The organism is Kangiella sp. M94 (genome assembly GCF_054926195.1).
The window spans coordinates 2595490-2612559 of the sequence record NZ_CM142903.1 but is presented as its reverse complement, the minus strand read 5'-3'; the positions used below and the strand labels follow the sequence as shown (position 1 = coordinate 2612559).

The following is a 17070-nucleotide window of genomic DNA, read 5'->3' as shown; positions in this document are numbered from 1 at the left end:
TTTGGCCAAAAAACCTACACAAATCAGGCACAAATCGGTAAAATTCGCACAGCTTTCCATTCACCAGACCACATAACTTAGAGGTTTATCATGTCTGATGCTTTTGTAGCGATTTTAATGGGTTCGGATTCTGACCTGCCGACCATGCAAAAAACGTATGACACTTTAAAAAAATTAGGTGTTAAAGTTGAAATGAAGGTCACTTCTGCACACCGCACACCAGCTCAGACGCACGAGTATGTCAAAAGTGCCGAACAGCGTGGCTGTAAAGTCTTCATCTGTGCTGCAGGTCTTGCGGCTCACCTTGCTGGTGCAGTTGCCGGTTTAACCGTTAAGCCAGTAATAGGCGTGCCTATCGACGCAGGCCCACTGCAAGGTCATGATGCATTGTTATCAACCGTTATGATGCCTGGTGGTGTTCCGGTTGCCACAGTTGCCATTGGTTCTGCCGGTGCTAAAAACGCAGCCTATCTTGCAGCGCAAATCATGGCTTTGATTGACGATAAAGTGGCTAAAGCTGTTGCTGATGATCGTGTTGCCAACATGGAAGCCGTCGTCGCTAAAGATGCAGCACTACAAGAAAAACTGAAAGGTTAATTGGTCATTTTTGATGATCGATGATTAGGACAAACATTGGCCTACATCAACCCCTTCAAAATGCATTATGCCGCTCAGCGTATCCAGCAGGGCGGCGTAATCGCTTATCCAACTGAGGCAGTTTATGGCCTTGGTTGTCATCCGAAAGCCGAACAGGCGATTCAAAGAATTCTCAAGATTAAGCGTCGACCCTGGCAAAAAGGGTTGATTCTGGTAGCTTCCACCGTTGAGCAGATTAAGCCTTATTTAAGCGAAGAAGGACTAGCTCTAATCAACTGTTTTAATGAACAGCATAAGCGCCCGGTGACCTGGTTATTGCCAGTGAACTCTGAGGTTTCACCACTACTTCGTGGCACTCATGAAAAAATTGCGGTACGGTTAAGCAGCAATCCTTATGTTAAAGCATTATGCGATGCTGCTAACACTGCTCTGGTTTCGACCAGCGCCAATCGTGCGGGGCAACCAGAAATGACCAAGACTGAGCAGGTGCGCTGTCAAATGGGCAGTGAGGTGGATGTGATTGTTGTTGGCCCAACCGGTGGTCATACACGACCCTCATCCATCATTGACGCACAGACCCGAGAAGTTCTAAGAGCATAAGAGTCCTACATGCAAAATATCAATATCGAAGACGTTAAACACTATTTACTGGAGTTACAACGAGACATTTGCCTGCAGCTAGCTGAAGAAGATGATGAAAAGGACTTTATCGTTGATGAATGGCAACGAGCTCAAGGTGGTGGCGGTCTGACACGTGTGATGGAAAATGGTGGCGTGATTGAAAAAGGCGGTGTTAACTACTCCTATGTGGAAGGCACCAATATGCCCGCCTCTGCGACCGCACATCGACCCGAATTAGCGGGGCGTAGTTTTAAAGCGATGGGCGTTTCGTTAGTTATCCATCCGAAAAATCCATATGCTCCGACTTCACATTTGAATGTACGGTTTTTCATCGCAGAAAAAGAAGGTGAGGAGCCAATTTGGTGGTTTGGTGGTGGCTTTGATTTAACGCCCTATTATGCCAATAAAGAGGATTGCATGTTCTGGCATCAAGTAGCCAAACAGGCTTGCGATCCCTTTGGTAGTGAAGTTTATGATAAATATAAAAAATGGTGCGATGATTATTTTTATCTAAAGCATCGCGATGAGCACCGCGGTATTGGCGGTCTGTTTTTCGATGATCTCAATAGTGAACAAACTAGCTGGGACTTTGAGCAATGCTTTGCCTTTATGCGTTCAGTGGGCGATCACTACATCAAAGCTTACCGGCCGATTTTGGCAAAAACCAAAGACAAGCCTTACACTGAAGCGGAGCGAGATTTTCAGTTATATCGTCGCGGTCGTTATGTGGAGTTTAATCTGGTCTGGGATCGCGGTACCTTGTTTGGTCTGCAAACCGGTGGCCGCACCGAGTCGATTTTGATGTCATTGCCGAGCGAAGTTCGCTGGCGCTATAACTGGCAGCCAGAAGCTGGCAGTCGCGAAGCTGAGTTAACTGAATATTACTTAAAACCGAAAGATTGGTTAAACCAATAAGGTTGAGGATAGGTAAAGGATATGAATAGCGGATTTTTCCCCAGTCGTCGTTTACGTCGTTCCAGAGCGAAAGCTTTCAGTCGTGATTTAGTGCGTGAGAACAGCATCTCAGCTAAAGATTTAATCTATCCGGTGTTTGTCCTCGAAGGCGAGAATAAAAAAGAATCGGTAGCTTCGATGCCTGGCGTTGAGCGCAAAACCCTGGATTTGTTATTAGAGGAATGCCAGGAAATTGTTGATCTGGGCATCCCGGCGATTGCCCTATTTCCGGTCATTGATGCTTCGAAGAAGTCGCTCGATGCGGAAGAAGCTTTTAATCCCGAAGGCCTGGTGCAAACCACAGTGAAAGCGATTAAAGCAAAATTCCCACAGCTCGGTGTGATTACCGACGTGGCGCTCGATCCTTATACCTCTCATGGGCAGGACGGTATCATTGATGACAGTGGTTATATCCTGAATGACATCACCAAAGAGGTGTTGGTTAAGCAGGCATTGAGTCATGCAATGGCTGGTGCGGATGTGGTTGCCCCTTCGGATATGATGGATGGGCGGATTGGTGCCATTCGGGAAGCTTTAGAAGCCTCCGAGTTTGTGAATATCATGATTTTATCGTACGCGGCTAAATATGCTTCCAGCTTCTATGGACCCTTCCGTGATGCGGTGGGCTCAGCTGGTGCTCTGGGCAAAGCGGACAAGAAAACCTATCAGATGGATCCCGCCAATTCTGATGAGGCCTTGCATGAAGTGGCGCTGGACATCGAAGAAGGCGCGGATATGGTGATGGTCAAACCGGGCATGCCCTATCTGGATATTGTGCGTCGTGTTAAAGACGAGTTTAAAGTACCTACTTTTGCCTATCAGGTCAGCGGGGAGTACGCCATGATCAAAGCAGCCGCTGCCAATGGCTGGTTGGAAGAAGAGCAGATCGTGATGGAAGCCATGATGAGTTTTAAGCGTGCTGGCTGCGATGGGGTCCTGACCTATTTCGCCAAAGATATCTGTCGTTATCTGGCTCAATAAAAATAGAGTTAGCCGGTCATGTTAATTCTCGACGCCATCATCCCCATCGCCCTGGTGGTGATTATCGGCGTCCTGCTGGTTAAATCCGGCTATGTCAGTGATGGGTTTTTCCCTGAATTATCAAAGCTGGTTTTCAGAGTCTTTGTTCCAGTCTTTTTGTTTGTCAGTGTTTACCGCAGTGGCTTGCAAGACGTCGGCCAAACCCTGATTGCTTATTTTGTTCCGGTATTGGTAGTTTTCGTTGCGGTTGCCTTGCTAATGAACCACCGCATGGCGCTGACTTCGACCTTTTCTAATAACGTGCTGGTCGGCATTCCGGTGATATTGTCGGTGGCCGGAGAGCAAGGACTGACCATCACCCTCGCCGTTATTTCAGCACACAGTCTGATCCTGTTTAGTGCTTTTTACCTCTTTTCAACCAAGGTCAATGTGACACCCTCCAAATTCAAAGCCAGTATGAATCTGTTCAGTAACCCTGTAATCATCGGCTTATTACTCGGTTTGGCTTTCAATTACAGTGGCATTGAGTTACCCAAGCAACTGATGACACCTTTGGAAATGGTGTCCGAGGCTGCCCTGCCCTTGGCTTTGATCATTTTAGGCAGCTCGCTGGCACAGATGGGTAAATTTAAGGGACATTTGTTGCAAAAAACAGCCCTGGTTACCGCTATTAAACTGATACTCCTGCCTATAGTGGTCTACAGTTTTGGGCGATGGGTGATGGAGCTTGATGGGGTGGTTTTAATCTCACTGGTGATATTGGCTGCCTGCCCCACCGGAATCAGTGTAATGCCCTTTGTTGAGGCAGTAGAGCAAGACAAGCAGATTACTCACAGCACAATTGCTTTAACAACCCTTCTATCGGTGGTTTGTATACCAGTCACCATTTGGCTGGTGCAGGGCTAGAGCCTGAGCGAATCCTTTTGTATGATGAGCTATCAAAACGGCTCAGGAATAGACCATGCTCAAACCATTCAAACTCACGATTATACTGCTAGCGGCTTTAAGTTTAAGTTCCTGCAAAACCACAGACGTTCAGCGGGTCTTGGATACCTTGGGTGGTGCTAATCAACCATTGTCAGAACAGACCGTGGTGGCTGGTCTAAAACAGGCTTTGGAAGTTGGCACTGAAAACGCAGTTTTCAAAACCAATAAAACCGGCGGGTTTAGCAACAACCCACTGATCAAGATTATGGTGCCTGAGCAGTTCAGCGATGTAGCAACCAAGGTCAGACAGATTGGCCTGGGTTCTTATGTGGATAAATTTGAGTTGCAGATGAACAGAGCTGCCGAGCAAGCCTCTGGCGAAGCAAAACAGGTTTTCTTCAGTGCTATTTCGGGGATGACTGTACAAGATGCCTGGGGAGTTTTACGCGGTGGTGACAATGCGGCAACACAATATTTTAGAAATAAAACAGAGCGCCAACTCGAGCAAAAATTTGCTCCTATTATCAATAATAATATGCAAAAAGTGGGTTTTTACAGCGATTATCGGCGCTTGCTCAATACCTACGACAATATTCCATTTACCGATAAACCCAATCTCGATATAGAAGCTTATGTGATGACCGAAACTATGGATGGGTTGTTTACCCTGGTAGCTGATGAAGAAGCCAAGATCCGTCGTGACCCTTTGGCCAGAACCACAGAGTTACTGCAAAAAGTTTTTGCTCAACAATAGGTTATAGAAAATAGAAGTCTTGGTATAAGTAACCATAAAAGTGGACTGACCACTGGTTATTGCGACCAAAATTCGGTAAAAAGAGGTCATGTGAATTAAACCAGTCAATTATGTCCGCTTATCCCTATCATGAAGTCTCAATAACAGCAGCTGATGGCTATGAGTTGAAGGGCGCTTTATATACTGCCAACAAGCAGCTACCAAAGCGCATATTAATAATAGGCTCTGCTTTCGGTGTACCCTACCAATACTATAAACATATTGCGCATTATCTCGCAGAGCAAGGAATTGCTTGTTTAACATTCGACTATCGGGGGATCAGTCAATCTAAAGATGGTGTGATGCCAGCCGAAAATATTCTAATGCAGCATTGGGGTGAGCTGGACTTAGAGGCAGTGATTCAACACGTGCAGGATAGCTATCAGCCGAGCAGTCTGTATTATCTTGGGCATAGTGCCGGTGGTCAGATTCTTGGGCTAGCGCCTTCTGCGTACAGGTTTGATAAAGTAATATTGGCTGCTACCGGAGTGGGTGCATGGCGAGCCTGGATGGGTACGCAAAGATATGTGTTGGCGGCTATGTGGTATTTAGCTATGCCACTAATGATGCTGTTACAGCGAGGTGATTATTTTCACTCCAAGATGCTGGGACCAATTCCGGTGCCTAAACATGCAGTCAAACAATGGGTTGAGTGGGCCAAATCGGAGAACTATTTATTTACCCCTGTTCATGGTCTTGATCTTTCTGGTTATAAGAAAATCAAAGCCAACATTTTTGCACTAACCATTTCTGATGATTGGTATGCCCCGCAATCTTCAAGAGATGCTTTATTAGCTCAGTACCTTAATAGTCACCGTGAAACCCAATATTTAATGCCAAATGACATTGGTTTGAAGAGGATTGGTCATTTTGGTCTGTTCAGAAAAAAGCAGGAAATCGTCAAAGGAATATGGCAACCTATGGTAAATTTTCTCAATCAATAGGCACGGATAATGGCAGAGCGGACACCTAAAAAAGCAGAAGAGATTGTAACCTGGAATTTCGTATTCCCTAACCAAAGCAATCCATACGGCAACATGTTTGGCGGTGAGTTATTGGCTATTATGGATACCACGGCTGCCATGGCTGCCATACGTTACGCTGAGCGGACGGTGTCGACCGCGTCGGTTGAACGAGTGATATTTAAAAAACCGATTTTTGTCGGCGACCGAATTAAAACAGTGGCAAAGGTTGTGCTGGTTGGCCGCACCTCCATGATGGTTCGCACTGATGTATTTGTAGACAAAGGTGGCGATGAAGGTGATGTGCTTAGCACCACTGCTCACTTTACACTTGTTGCATTTAATGATGAGCGAACACCTGTGCCCGTACCAGAATTAATTATCGATACCGATAAAGAGCGCAAACAAAGCGAGCTGGCACAGCAGATTAAAAATCATGTGGGTCGTCGCGAAGGGCGCATCAAAGAAGTCGTCGAGAAATGGAAGTAAGTGAAGGTTGCAGCTACCAGATCAGAAAGTTGCGTAGCAGCGAGTCTTATAAAAAAACCAGAGCTACCTTCATGTAGCTCTGGTTTTATAAAGATATAAGTTATTAACGACCTTGAGGTGCCGTCATATCAGAGCCTTGTGCACGTTCAACAGCTTCTCTACTTCTACGCTGTAAGTCTTCGTAATCTTCTACAGTCCAGCATTGTCTCTTTTTGAAGTTAGTGCCGACAGTTTGCGTACGTTTACAGATAATTTTTTGTTCTTTTTTCTCTTCAGAAGCAACTTTTTCTTCAGAATCGAGGTTGTCTTTGCTTGCTACAGGAGTTTGTGTAGCGCAAGCAGATACGAAGAAGATAACAGATAATAAAGATAATTTTTTTAGCATGACCATTCCATTTTGTATGAGAGACCTGAAAAACTAGCAGACACGTAAGAAAATCGAAACATAAGAAATGTAACTGAATATGTAATAGACATTAACTTATTGCTTCGACATAGGAAATTATTTACCAGAGGAAGGTAAATTATCGACATTTATGGGTGCACTTGGTGGCGGGGGCATAAACACCAACTTGCTAGTTTCGTATAATTTACGGGGCATACAGTGCTTTTCCTTGATATACCAGCCGGGCTTTTGGGTGTAGAAACACACCAACTCGTCAGGTGAATGAGCATTCGTATGCTGAGAAGCAAGGTTGCTGGTGTTTGTGGTAGAGCAAGCAGTGATACCAAGTGCTGTAATGATAGTTAATAGCTTTTTCATGATTGTTCCATAATATTGAAGTTCCATTATAAGACGACCTTACAACAAAGATGGTTACAAAAAAAGATAGTAAGAATTATAGGCTTGAGTGAGTTAGTTGTGGTCTGGGTACTAGAGATTGTATTTAATTAGCTTAAGCATGCCGTATCTTTGGTGCGGCATGCTTAAGAGCTTGTGTGCTTATGAGTTGCGTGGATGTCTTGGCTTGCCCCCACCTCGGCGCTGGGTTGGATGACGACGCTTCTGCTGAATAGGTAGCGATGGTTTTAGGTTGGCTAAATACTCAGACTTGATTTCAAGTTTAGGTAAAGTGTGTCCAACATATTGTTCGATGGCAGTCAGGTTCATGGCAAAATCTTCGCCAGCAAAACTGATAGCATCACCTTCGGCGCCTGCCCGTGCGGTACGCCCAATTCGGTGAACATAGTCTTCAGCATCATCCGGCAGGTGATAATTGAAAACGTGAGTAACCCCATCAATGTGCAAACCACGAGCGGCGACGTCAGTACAAACCAAGACGCTGACATCATCATTCTTTAACTCATCTAACAGGCGTAAACGTTTTTTCTGATGAACGTCACCGGTTAACAACCCAGCCTTTATATCATTGCCAGCCAGGCAGGCCCAGACATGCTCTGCTGCGCGCTTGGTGTTGGTGAAGACAATCGATTTGTCGGGGCCTAATCGTTGCATCAGGCCGACCAGCAATGGTAGTGCTTCCTCGCGGCTTGGATAAAACAGGGCTTCGCGGATTTTGTTGGCAGAGACCTGTTGGGTTTGAACCTGTACATGCTGAGGGTTGTTCATGTGCTCATAGGCGAGCTCTTGTACGCGATGCGACAAGGTGGCGGAGAACAGCATGTTAAGGCGATCCGTTGCTGGCGGCATGCGATTGAACAAGTAGCGAATATCCTTGATGAAGCCCAGATCAAACATCCGGTCGGCCTCGTCGAGAACTACACTATCAATGGCCTCCAGGCCAAACGCTTTAGTTTTGAAGTAATCTATCAGGCGGCCAGTAGTACCAATTAGAATATCGACACCATCGATCAGTTGTTGGCGTTGTTTTTCGTGATCCTCGCCCCCATATACCACCCGAATCTTGAGATCGGTATGTTTGGCTAGATCCACCGCATCCTTGGCAATTTGCACTGCAAGTTCGCGAGTGGGTGCCATAATTAATGAACGTGGTTCGTTCTTACGACGCCCTTCGATTTCCGGCAAGGTCAGAATATCGTTCATAATCGCCAATAAAAAAGCGATAGTTTTACCGGTACCGGTTTGTGCCTGACCGGCAACATTCTGGCCTTTTAACAATAAAGGCAGAGATTTTGCCTGGATTGGTGTGCAATATTCGAAGCCCAGGTCTGCAACGGCCTTAAGCAATTTGGGATCAAGTCCTAGATCAGAAAATCTAATAGTTGATAGATGCGATGTATCCATAAGGTAATTTTTACCATTAGCGCTTGCATTAACAAGCGTGATTGTTTGAAATAGTGCCATTGTGCGTATGTACAGAGCCAAGCGCAAGTAAATAGCAGGAGAAAATTGATGAGTGACAAAATTGTATATCTGACTGATGCGACCTTTGAAGCTGAGGTTTTAAATTCGGATCAGCCAGTATTGGTTGATTATTGGGCAGAATGGTGTGGTCCATGCAAAATGATCGCCCCAATTCTTAGCGAAGTTGCTGAGATGTATGAAGGTAAGATTAAAGTAGCCAAACTGAATATTGATGAAAACAGCGAAACGCCACCTAAATATGGCATTCGTGGTATTCCTACTTTGATGTTATTCAAAGGTGGCAATATCGAAGCCACTAAAGTGGGAGCTTTATCAAAATCACAATTAATGGCATTTATCGATAGCAATCTTTAATGTCAGATTGATACTTAAAAGAGGCTTCGGCCTCTTTTTTGTTTAGAGGGAGTTTGGATGTTCGATGCTATAACTGCAGTGTTGAGTTTGGTCTTCCATGCGATAGTTGAAGGCATTTTTTGGTGTGCAGAGAAAGTAGGAGCGTCAGTTCTAAGGCTTCTCCCATTAAGTAAACAGGCGAAACAAGATCCATCAGCAAGCACAGCCTTCATTCTTGGCATGCTAATTATATTGCTAACTATTACTATAGCTTGGTGGTTTCTGGTTGGTCTAAAAAACTAGACACCTCGCAGAACTAATGCTACATTGAGCAAGCTAATAAAAAAGCGTCTCTAAGCCCCTGGGCAAATTCCGATTCTTTCCAAATAATTTTATTTCACAGGAACTCGTTTCAAGACGTTTCTATGTTTCAATAAACAACTCGATACTATGAATCTAACTGAATTAAAGCAAAAGTCAGCTCAAGATCTGTCTGAAATGGCGAAAGCCGTAGGTCTTGACCATATGGCGCGTATGCGCAAACAAGATATCATCTTTGGTCTACTGAAAAATCACGCCAAAAGTGGTGAAGATATTTTCGGTGGCGGTGTTCTCGAAATCCTTCCTGATGGTTTTGGTTTCTTGCGTTCGGCTGAAGGCTCTTATTTAGCCGGCCCGGATGATATTTACGTTTCCCCAAGTCAAATCAGACGCTTCAATCTGCGAACGGGCGATACCATTATTGGCAAAATACGCCCACCGAAAGACGGTGAACGTTACTTTGCCCTTCTTAAAGTCGCAGAAATCAACTACGACAGCCCTGAAAACTCTCGCAACAAACTTCTCTTCGAAAACCTTACCCCTCTCCACCCAGACGAACGTATGCGTATGGAACGTGGTAATGGTTCAACCGAAGATATTACCGCGCGAGTGATTGACCTGGCAGCGCCTATCGGTAAAGGGCAGCGTGGCCTTATCGTATCGCCACCAAAAGCCGGTAAGACAATGATTTTGCAGAACATTGCACAATCAATTACCAGCAATAACCCAGAATGCATGCTGATCGTTTTGCTAATCGATGAGCGTCCGGAAGAAGTGACCGAAATGCAGCGATCAGTAAAAGGTGAAGTGGTTGCTTCAACCTTTGATGAGCCAGCCGCACGTCACGTTCAAGTCGCCGAAATGGTTATTGAAAAAGCTAAGCGCCTGGTCGAACACAAAAAAGACGTAGTGATCCTGCTCGACTCGATTACTCGTCTAGCACGTGCCTACAACACAGTAGTGCCATCATCCGGCAAAGTATTAACCGGTGGTGTCGATGCCAACGCATTGCAGCGCCCAAAACGATTCTTTGGTGCCGCACGTAATATTGAAGAAGGTGGTAGCTTAACCATTATCGCCACAGCGCTAGTGGATACCGGTTCGAAAATGGACGAAGTGATCTACGAAGAGTTTAAAGGTACCGGTAACATGGAACTGCATCTCTCGCGTAAGATTTCCGAAAAACGCGTGTTCCCAGCAATCGACTTCAACCGCTCAGGCACACGAAAAGAAGACCTCTTAACGTCGCCAGAAGAGCTGCAAAAGAACTGGATACTACGCAAAATTCTTCATCCAATGGATGAGATCGATGCGATTGAGTTTTTGATCGACAAGATTGCGTTGACGAAGACTAATGACGAGTTTTTCGACGCCATGAAACGCTAAAATTATCTTTTTCTTTCTATGCTTTGTTGTAGCAAGACTTTTTAATATCCTCATTCACTACTTGTGAAATCGTCATTAAAAATCTTGCTACGCCTCGCCTAGAAAGAAAAATCTTAATTTTAGAAGCTGTTTAGTAGGTTAATCAGTCTCTTTTTCTTTGTTAGTCTCGTTCTCGCTCGGTTACGTATCAGTATATGCGTCCTTGCTGTGCATGACTTTAGGAATGCCCTCGGGTAAGAGACTGCCTCGCAAAACTCCTAAAAATCCACTTTTCTGGCTCTATCTTTTCCTGTAATCTTTTTGGTAAAGCGTTCAAAACTTTGGATAAAGTAGTGGCGAGCTTCAAAGAAAGGATAAGTCAAAATATGGAGTTTAAGAAGGTTCATCTGATACCTTCTTTATTCATAAGCGTATTCTTTTCTTCTTTTGTATTCGGATTCGTTGCAACTTTTTGGCACTTATCTGAGCCAAGCGATCTTAGTAACTTGTTTATTGCCCCCTTTGTTTTTGTACTATACAGCATCTTCCTAACACCCTATCTTGCATTGCCTTACTATCTTTGTATGCTCGGCTTAATTTATTTTAAGCTGGTTAATTTTTATACGTGTCTATTATTGGGTTTTGTCGTCGGTTTAATACTATGGTTGTGGTTCTCGACCCTTGGTTGGTGGATACCACTGATTGAGTATGGTTATATTTTGTATCCTGCAATTGGCATTTTTGGTGGGTGGATAACCTATCACTGGCTTGACATATTCTCTAAAGAAAACGATAGATAAGCTCCTTATCGGTAGGGTTTTACTGATAATCTTCTAAAATAACTCCACTACTTATCAATGCAAAATTCTTAAAACCTACTTTTCTACCTTTTCTTTGGATAAGCGACCTTAGGAAGTTCCTGTGGTGCAAAGAAAATGATCATATGGAATTTATAACCCGATTTGTATAGTGTATCGTTAATATAAAGTCAGTCAGTTAAAAGAGCTAAAAATGAACAAAATTTACAACTTCATTAAAAAAACGAACACAATCCTCATTTTTATTCTTGCTGTAATACTTATAGGCACTTTTTCTAAAGATATTATTAAAGACATAACCCGAGAAAGTTACCAGCCTCCAAAAGTAGAGGTAGCTAATAACCAAGTTAGTGAAGAAGTCAAAATAGAATACAAAACTAAGTTTTATAAGAAGGTTAAAGATAATTACTTATTTAAGGTAAATAGCGACAAGATTGATCAATCTGTTGAGCGTAAAAGTAGAGTTTTTCGGATGGCGGAGTACGAGGACGAATATACTGTTAACTTGATGTTCGTTGATAATATTGGAAAGACTAGTTACTTATTAGAAAAAGATGCATACATAATATCTATAGAAACACCTAGTTTCCACGAAGATAGTAATCATACAGTTAGAAACATATATTTGATTGCATCAGAGGACACAAATGAAGATGGATTTTTAAGCCACGAAGATAGCATAACCTTATATGCGTCTAAAATTGATGGAACTGAGTTAACGGTTGCCGCCAAAGAGGTTGTCGATTATAAGTTTTCAGATACTAATGAAATTATAGTTAACTGGATAGAAGACGAGATAAGCCGTCACGGTATTTATTATTTAGAAAACAATAAACTCCTCACACTGGATATAGAAATCTAAAGCAATCTGCTAAAATAGCTCCACTACTAATCAACTCAAAATCCTCATGCAATACAAAGATCTGCGTGATTTTATCGCTAAGCTTGAATCTATGGGTGAGCTTAAGCGTGTTTCTGTGGAAGTTGATCCTTATCTTGAGATGACGGAAATCTGTGACCGTACGTTGCGGGCGGGTGGTCCGGCGATCTTGTTTGAGAATGTGAAAGGTCATTCGATTCCGGTGTTGGGCAATTTGTTTGGCACGACGCGGCGGGTGGCTTTGGCAATGGGTAAGGAAGATTTAACCGGTTTGCGTGAGTTGGGTGAGCTGTTGGCTTTTTTGAAGGAGCCGAAGCCACCAGAAGGTTTTAAGGATGCATGGCAGCAGTTGCCGGTGTTTAAACAGGTTATGAACATGGCGCCGAAGGTGGTTAAGAAAGCGCCGTGTCAGAAAATTGTGCTTGAGGGCGATGAGGTTGATTTAAGTAAGATTCCGGTGCAAACCTGTTGGCCTGAGGATGCTGCGCCTTTGATGACCTGGGGCTTGACCATTACCAAAGGTCCGCATAAGAAACGTCAGAATTTGGGTATTTATCGTCAGCAGGTCATTGCTAAGAATAAGCTCATCATGCGTTGGTTAGCACACCGGGGCGGTGCTCTGGATTTCAGGGAGTGGTGCCAGCAAAATCCTGGCCAGCCCTTCCCTGTTTCGGTGGCCTTTGGTGCCGACCCTGCGACTATTCTAGGCGCGGTAACACCTGTACCAGATACTTTGAGTGAATACGGTTTTGCCGGTTTGCTGCGCGGCGAAAAGACTGAGGTGGTGAAGTCTATCGGCAATGAGTTGCAGGTTCCGGCCAGCGCTGAATTTGTACTGGAAGGTTATATCGACCCTGAAGAGATGGCGGATGAGGGCCCTTATGGTGATCATACCGGCTATTACAATGAGGTGGACAGCTTCCCGGTGTTCACTGTTGAACGCATTACCATGCGAGAAGATCCCATCTATCACTCAACCTATACAGGCCGCCCACCGGATGAGCCTGCGATTCTGGGTGAAGCGTTAAACGAAGTTTTTGTGCCTATTCTGCAAAAGCAGTTCCCGGAAATTGTCGATTTCTATTTACCACCGGAAGGCTGTTCCTACCGTCTGGCAATTGTTTCCATGAAGAAGCAATATCCTGGCCATGCCAAGCGCATCATGATGGGTGTCTGGTCTTTCCTGCGTCAGTTCATGTACACAAAGTTTGTGATCGTAGTTGATGACGATGTGAACACTCGTGACTGGAAGGATGTCATCTGGGCCATTACTACACGTGTCGATCCGACCCGTGATTGCACCATGATTGATAACACGCCGATTGATTATCTCGACTTTGCTTCGCCAGTGTCTGGCCTTGGCTCTAAAATGGGCATTGATGCGACCAACAAAATGACAGGCGAAACCAATCGTGAATGGGGCAAGCCGATTGTGATGGATCAGGCGGTTAAAGATAAAGTGGATGCGATGTGGCAAGAGCTTGGCCTGGATCCGAAAGACACCGAATAAAAGTATTGAGAAGAATATGTCCGAACAAAACACTGAAAATTTAGAAGCGACCTTTGTTAATTGTGAAGTGACATTGGTACGACGCATTGGTCGTGATGTTTACTGGATACAATTGACGCCAACCGAAGGAAGCTTGCCTGAATTCACCGCAGGACAGTATCTAATGTTGGAACTAGATGATGGCTCTATGTGCCCTTTCTCGATTGCCAGCTCGCCACTGCAGGATGTACTGGAGTTGCATATCCGACGCTTACCGGGACATGACGCTGCTGATAAAATTGTTAGCCAGTTAAAGCATCGAAATAGAGTGCGAGTGCAGATGCCATACGGTGAGTGTGTGCTTACTGATTCAGAGCGCCCTGCTGTTTTTATCGCCGGTGGCACTGGCTTTGCGCCTTTCCATTCCATTATCAAAACGGCATTGCAGCAAGACGATCAAAGGCCATTGACTCTGTATTGGGGTGCGCAAACTTCCGCAGATCTCTATTTACTGGATGAACCGCAAGCCTGGGCCGAAGAGTTCGAACAGTTTAGCTTTATTCCGGTGTTATCAGGCCTCGATGAGAAGTGGCAGGGTCGCAAAGGCTTTGTCCACCACGCTTTTATGCTGGATCATGATGATCTAACCGATATGGATATTTACGTTGGTGGTTCTGAACCGATGGCTGTGTCGGTTTATCAGGACCTCTTAGATCGTGGGGTCAAAAAGACCTCTATTCATTCAGACATTCTTAACATCAAGCGCGAAATGGGACTGCTGGACTAATTTCTAGGCAACCCCCAGCCCTAGACCTTTTTGAAAATTAATGAGGTATTGATTCCGCCAAACGCGAAGTTATTGCTCATGATGTATTGGTGGTCCATTTGGCGATTGTTCTCAACAATATAATCAAGTTCAGCGCAGTCGGGATCTAGATTGGCAAGATTGAGAGTCGGTGCATACCAGTTATTGTTCATCATTTCGATTGATAGCCAGGCCTCAATAGCGCCGCAAGCTCCCAAGGTATGACCAAAATAGCTTTTTAATGAGCTAATGGGTACGGCGCGGTTAAACACCTGTCGTGTGGCCTGAGTTTCAGCAACATCACCACGATCAGTGGCTGTACCATGCGCGCTGACATAGCCAATGGCATCTGCTGATAATTGAGCATCATCTAGTGCCAGCTGCATCGCCTGTGACATGGTTTCTTGCTGTGGCTGGGTCACATGCGCCCCATCAGAGTTGCAACCAAAACCGACGATTTCCGCCAATATCGGAGCGCCTCTGGCAATGGCGTGGTCATAATCTTCAAGGATTAAGGTGCCGGCGCCTTCGCCAATCACCAGGCCATCGCGATCTTTGTCAAAAGGACGCGGAGTATTCTCGGGATGCTGGTTGTCAACCGAGGTGGCAAAGAGCGAGTCAAAGACCGCGCCCTGAGTGATACATAATTCTTCCGCCCCGCCTGCAATCATAACTTTCTGACGACCAAACTTAATCGCTTCATAAGCATAGCCGATACCCTGGCTGCCAGAAGTACAGGCACTACTGGTTGGAATAATTCGTCCCTTACAGCCGAAGAAGACGCCCATGTTGACGGGAGCGGTATGGCTCATCATTTCGACGTAGGAAGTTGAAGTAAAACCGGTCATGGGGCCGCCTTTAATCAAGTCGCCGAAGACAGGGATGGTGCGCGTGCTACCGGAGGAAGAGCCGTAAGCAATGCCGGTATCGCCATTAGTAAGTGCAGGATGCTCGAGCAAACCCGCCTGAGCAAGTGCATCCTGAGTGGCGCAAGTGGCCAGTAAGGAAACTCTACCCATGCTACGGATGCGTTTACGAGGAAGCTTTGGAAAACTATAGTCAACGGGTGCTGCCAAGCTGGTGCGTAGACCTGCGCAATCAGCCCATTGGGGCATAATTCGAACCGCGTTCTTACCTTCGACAAGTCTTGATTGAATATCATTCCAGTTGTCGCCAAAGGCAGTAATACCGGACATTCCCGTGATAACAACGCGTGACATCAAGCCATCCCTCCATTAACCGAAATAACCTGACGAGTAAGATAGCCCGCGGTGTCAGAAAAGAGATAGCCTACTAAACCGGCAATTTCTTCCGGTTTGCCCATTCTTTTGGCCGGGATCATTTTCAGCGCTTCGCCTGCAAGCTCATCATCGACCATATCGGTTTCAATTAAGCCTGGGGCCACGCAGTTGACGGTAATTTTGCGACGAGCCAGCTCTACTGCCAGTGCTTTAGAGGCACCAATCAAACCGGCTTTGGAAGCACTATAATTAACCTGACCTCGATTACCCAGCACACCAGACACTGAAGACATGACTACAATGCGCCCGCCCTGCTTTTGTCGAACCATCGGCATGACCAGCGGTTTTACCACATTGTAGAAGCCATCCAGATTGGTATGAATAACATCATCCCAATCGTCATCGCTTAAGGCTGGAAAAGCGTTGTCACGAGTAATGCCAGCGTTGCAAACAACGCCATAGTAAGCGCCATTTTGCTCAATATCAGCTTCTATTGCTTGTTGTGTCTGGGCTCGGTCTGCAATATCGAACTGAAGCAAACTGGCGGTTCCGCCAGCCTGGGTAATCTGATCAATAGTTTTTTGAGCTTGTGTAAGTCCTGAGCGGCAATGCACAGTGACGGCAAAACCATCTTTGGCTAATTGCAGGGCAATACTCTTGCCGATACCACGACTTGAACCGGTGACTAATACTCTTCTACTCATAAGGTTAATGGCTCTCTTTATTTAGAAGCTGATCCGTATCATTGCTTTCAAAAACGTTTAATTTTGCCTGACAGACAAGGCTCTCATTATGCAGAATTGAGCAATCAAATGCACCCAGGCCAGAGTCATCCATGAATAACTCGGTAATCACTACTTGATAGGTCTGGTTAGCAGCAAATAAGGTCTGGTTGATCTCAAATTTACGAGTGCCCAGCAGAAAGCCTAACTTAACCGGCTGCCCCACCAGATAAGCCCTGACCCCAGCTAGAGCAGCAACTGCTTGAGCCATATATTCAATCCCCATCCACGACTCAATCCCTTTTTGCTCAGGGCAATAGAAGCGGCTCTGGTCAGTTACCTGGAACTGGGCAGTAAGGCTGTTTTGCTCGAAGTCTACAATCTTATCAAGCAGTACCATTGGTGATGAATGAGGAACAAACTCAGATAGCGGCTTGGATAAGATAACGGTTTTTTGAGAATTAATATTAGTCTGCATAAAGCTA

At 45.1% G+C, this 17070-nt stretch carries 19 protein-coding genes; 13 read left to right on the top strand and 6 right to left on the bottom strand.

The window, feature by feature from the left end:
• The first annotated feature begins 90 nt into the window (after nt 1-90).
• From purE to ACYTXU_RS12105, 8 genes are all read left to right on the top strand, one after another.
• Complete coding sequence (purE, locus tag ACYTXU_RS12140; protein ID WP_462207050.1) at nt 91-597, top strand: 5-(carboxyamino)imidazole ribonucleotide mutase; 507 nt, start codon at nt 91-93, stop codon at nt 595-597.
• Between the two features lie 36 nt (nt 598-633).
• Nucleotides 634-1197, top strand: coding sequence for an L-threonylcarbamoyladenylate synthase type 1 TsaC (gene tsaC, locus ACYTXU_RS12135; RefSeq protein WP_462207049.1), 564 nt, complete (start codon nt 634-636; stop codon nt 1195-1197).
• Nucleotides 1198-1206: 9 nt separating this feature from the next.
• Entirely contained in the window at nt 1207-2133 is a 927-nt protein-coding gene (gene hemF / locus ACYTXU_RS12130; protein ID WP_462207048.1) for an oxygen-dependent coproporphyrinogen oxidase, read from the top strand.
• A 21-nt stretch (nt 2134-2154) separates the two neighbouring features.
• On the top strand, nt 2155-3153 hold the full coding sequence (gene hemB, locus ACYTXU_RS12125) for a porphobilinogen synthase (RefSeq protein WP_462207047.1): 999 nt from the start codon (nt 2155-2157) through the stop codon (nt 3151-3153).
• 18 nt (nt 3154-3171) lie between these two features.
• Entirely contained in the window at nt 3172-4059 is an 888-nt protein-coding gene (locus tag ACYTXU_RS12120; protein ID WP_462207046.1) for an AEC family transporter, read from the top strand.
• A 55-nt stretch (nt 4060-4114) separates the two neighbouring features.
• Nucleotides 4115-4834: a DUF4197 domain-containing protein gene (locus tag ACYTXU_RS12115; protein ID WP_462207045.1), complete on the top strand. Its 720-nt coding sequence runs from the start codon at nt 4115-4117 to the stop codon at nt 4832-4834.
• 110 nt (nt 4835-4944) lie between these two features.
• Nucleotides 4945-5817, top strand: coding sequence for an alpha/beta hydrolase family protein (locus ACYTXU_RS12110; protein WP_462207044.1), 873 nt, complete (start codon nt 4945-4947; stop codon nt 5815-5817).
• Between the two features lie 9 nt (nt 5818-5826).
• Nucleotides 5827-6324, top strand: coding sequence for an acyl-CoA thioesterase (locus ACYTXU_RS12105; protein ID WP_462207043.1), 498 nt, complete (start codon nt 5827-5829; stop codon nt 6322-6324).
• Nucleotides 6325-6427: 103 nt separating this feature from the next.
• On the opposite strand, the gene ACYTXU_RS12100 is transcribed toward ACYTXU_RS12105, so the two are convergent.
• The 3 genes from ACYTXU_RS12100 to rhlB form a co-directional block, all read right to left on the bottom strand.
• A complete protein-coding gene (locus ACYTXU_RS12100) occupies nt 6428-6709 on the bottom strand; it encodes a hypothetical protein (protein ID WP_462207042.1) in 282 nt (93 codons plus the stop codon).
• A 117-nt stretch (nt 6710-6826) separates the two neighbouring features.
• Complete coding sequence (locus ACYTXU_RS12095; protein WP_462207041.1) at nt 6827-7087, bottom strand: hypothetical protein; 261 nt, start codon at nt 7085-7087, stop codon at nt 6827-6829.
• A gap of 180 nt (nt 7088-7267) precedes the next feature.
• On the bottom strand, nt 7268-8530 hold the full coding sequence (gene rhlB, locus ACYTXU_RS12090; RefSeq protein WP_462207040.1) for an ATP-dependent RNA helicase RhlB: 1263 nt from the start codon (nt 8528-8530) through the stop codon (nt 7268-7270).
• A 108-nt stretch (nt 8531-8638) separates the two neighbouring features.
• Here rhlB and trxA point away from each other — a divergent pair, with 108 nt between their 5' ends.
• From trxA to ACYTXU_RS12065, 5 genes are all read left to right on the top strand, one after another.
• Nucleotides 8639-8965 carry a thioredoxin TrxA gene (gene trxA, locus ACYTXU_RS12085; RefSeq protein ID WP_462207039.1) on the top strand — a complete coding sequence of 109 codons (327 nt, stop codon included), beginning with the start codon at nt 8639-8641 and terminating at the stop codon, nt 8963-8965.
• 429 nt (nt 8966-9394) lie between these two features.
• On the top strand, nt 9395-10651 hold the full coding sequence (gene rho, locus ACYTXU_RS12080; protein WP_462207038.1) for a transcription termination factor Rho: 1257 nt from the start codon (nt 9395-9397) through the stop codon (nt 10649-10651).
• A 990-nt stretch (nt 10652-11641) separates the two neighbouring features.
• Entirely contained in the window at nt 11642-12310 is a 669-nt protein-coding gene (locus ACYTXU_RS12075; protein WP_462207037.1) for a hypothetical protein, read from the top strand.
• A gap of 46 nt (nt 12311-12356) precedes the next feature.
• A complete protein-coding gene (gene ubiD, locus ACYTXU_RS12070; RefSeq protein ID WP_462207036.1) occupies nt 12357-13838 on the top strand; it encodes a 4-hydroxy-3-polyprenylbenzoate decarboxylase in 1482 nt (493 codons plus the stop codon).
• 16 nt (nt 13839-13854) lie between these two features.
• A complete protein-coding gene (locus ACYTXU_RS12065; protein WP_462207035.1) occupies nt 13855-14604 on the top strand; it encodes an NAD(P)H-flavin reductase in 750 nt (249 codons plus the stop codon).
• A 20-nt stretch (nt 14605-14624) separates the two neighbouring features.
• Here ACYTXU_RS12065 and ACYTXU_RS12060 read toward each other — a convergent pair whose 3' ends face one another.
• Genes ACYTXU_RS12060 through ACYTXU_RS12050 form a run of 3 tightly spaced genes read right to left on the bottom strand, consistent with a single transcriptional unit; the run spans nt 14625 to nt 17063 of the window.
• A complete protein-coding gene (locus ACYTXU_RS12060; RefSeq protein ID WP_462207034.1) occupies nt 14625-15842 on the bottom strand; it encodes a beta-ketoacyl-ACP synthase in 1218 nt (405 codons plus the stop codon).
• A complete protein-coding gene (locus ACYTXU_RS12055) occupies nt 15842-16567 on the bottom strand; it encodes a 3-ketoacyl-ACP reductase FabG2 (protein ID WP_462207033.1) in 726 nt (241 codons plus the stop codon). The genes ACYTXU_RS12060 and ACYTXU_RS12055 overlap by 1 nt, the downstream gene beginning before the upstream one ends.
• A 4-nt stretch (nt 16568-16571) precedes the next feature.
• Nucleotides 16572-17063 carry an ApeP family dehydratase gene (locus tag ACYTXU_RS12050; RefSeq protein ID WP_462207032.1) on the bottom strand — a complete coding sequence of 164 codons (492 nt, stop codon included), beginning with the start codon at nt 17061-17063 and terminating at the stop codon, nt 16572-16574.
• Nucleotides 17064-17070 lie beyond the last annotated feature (7 nt).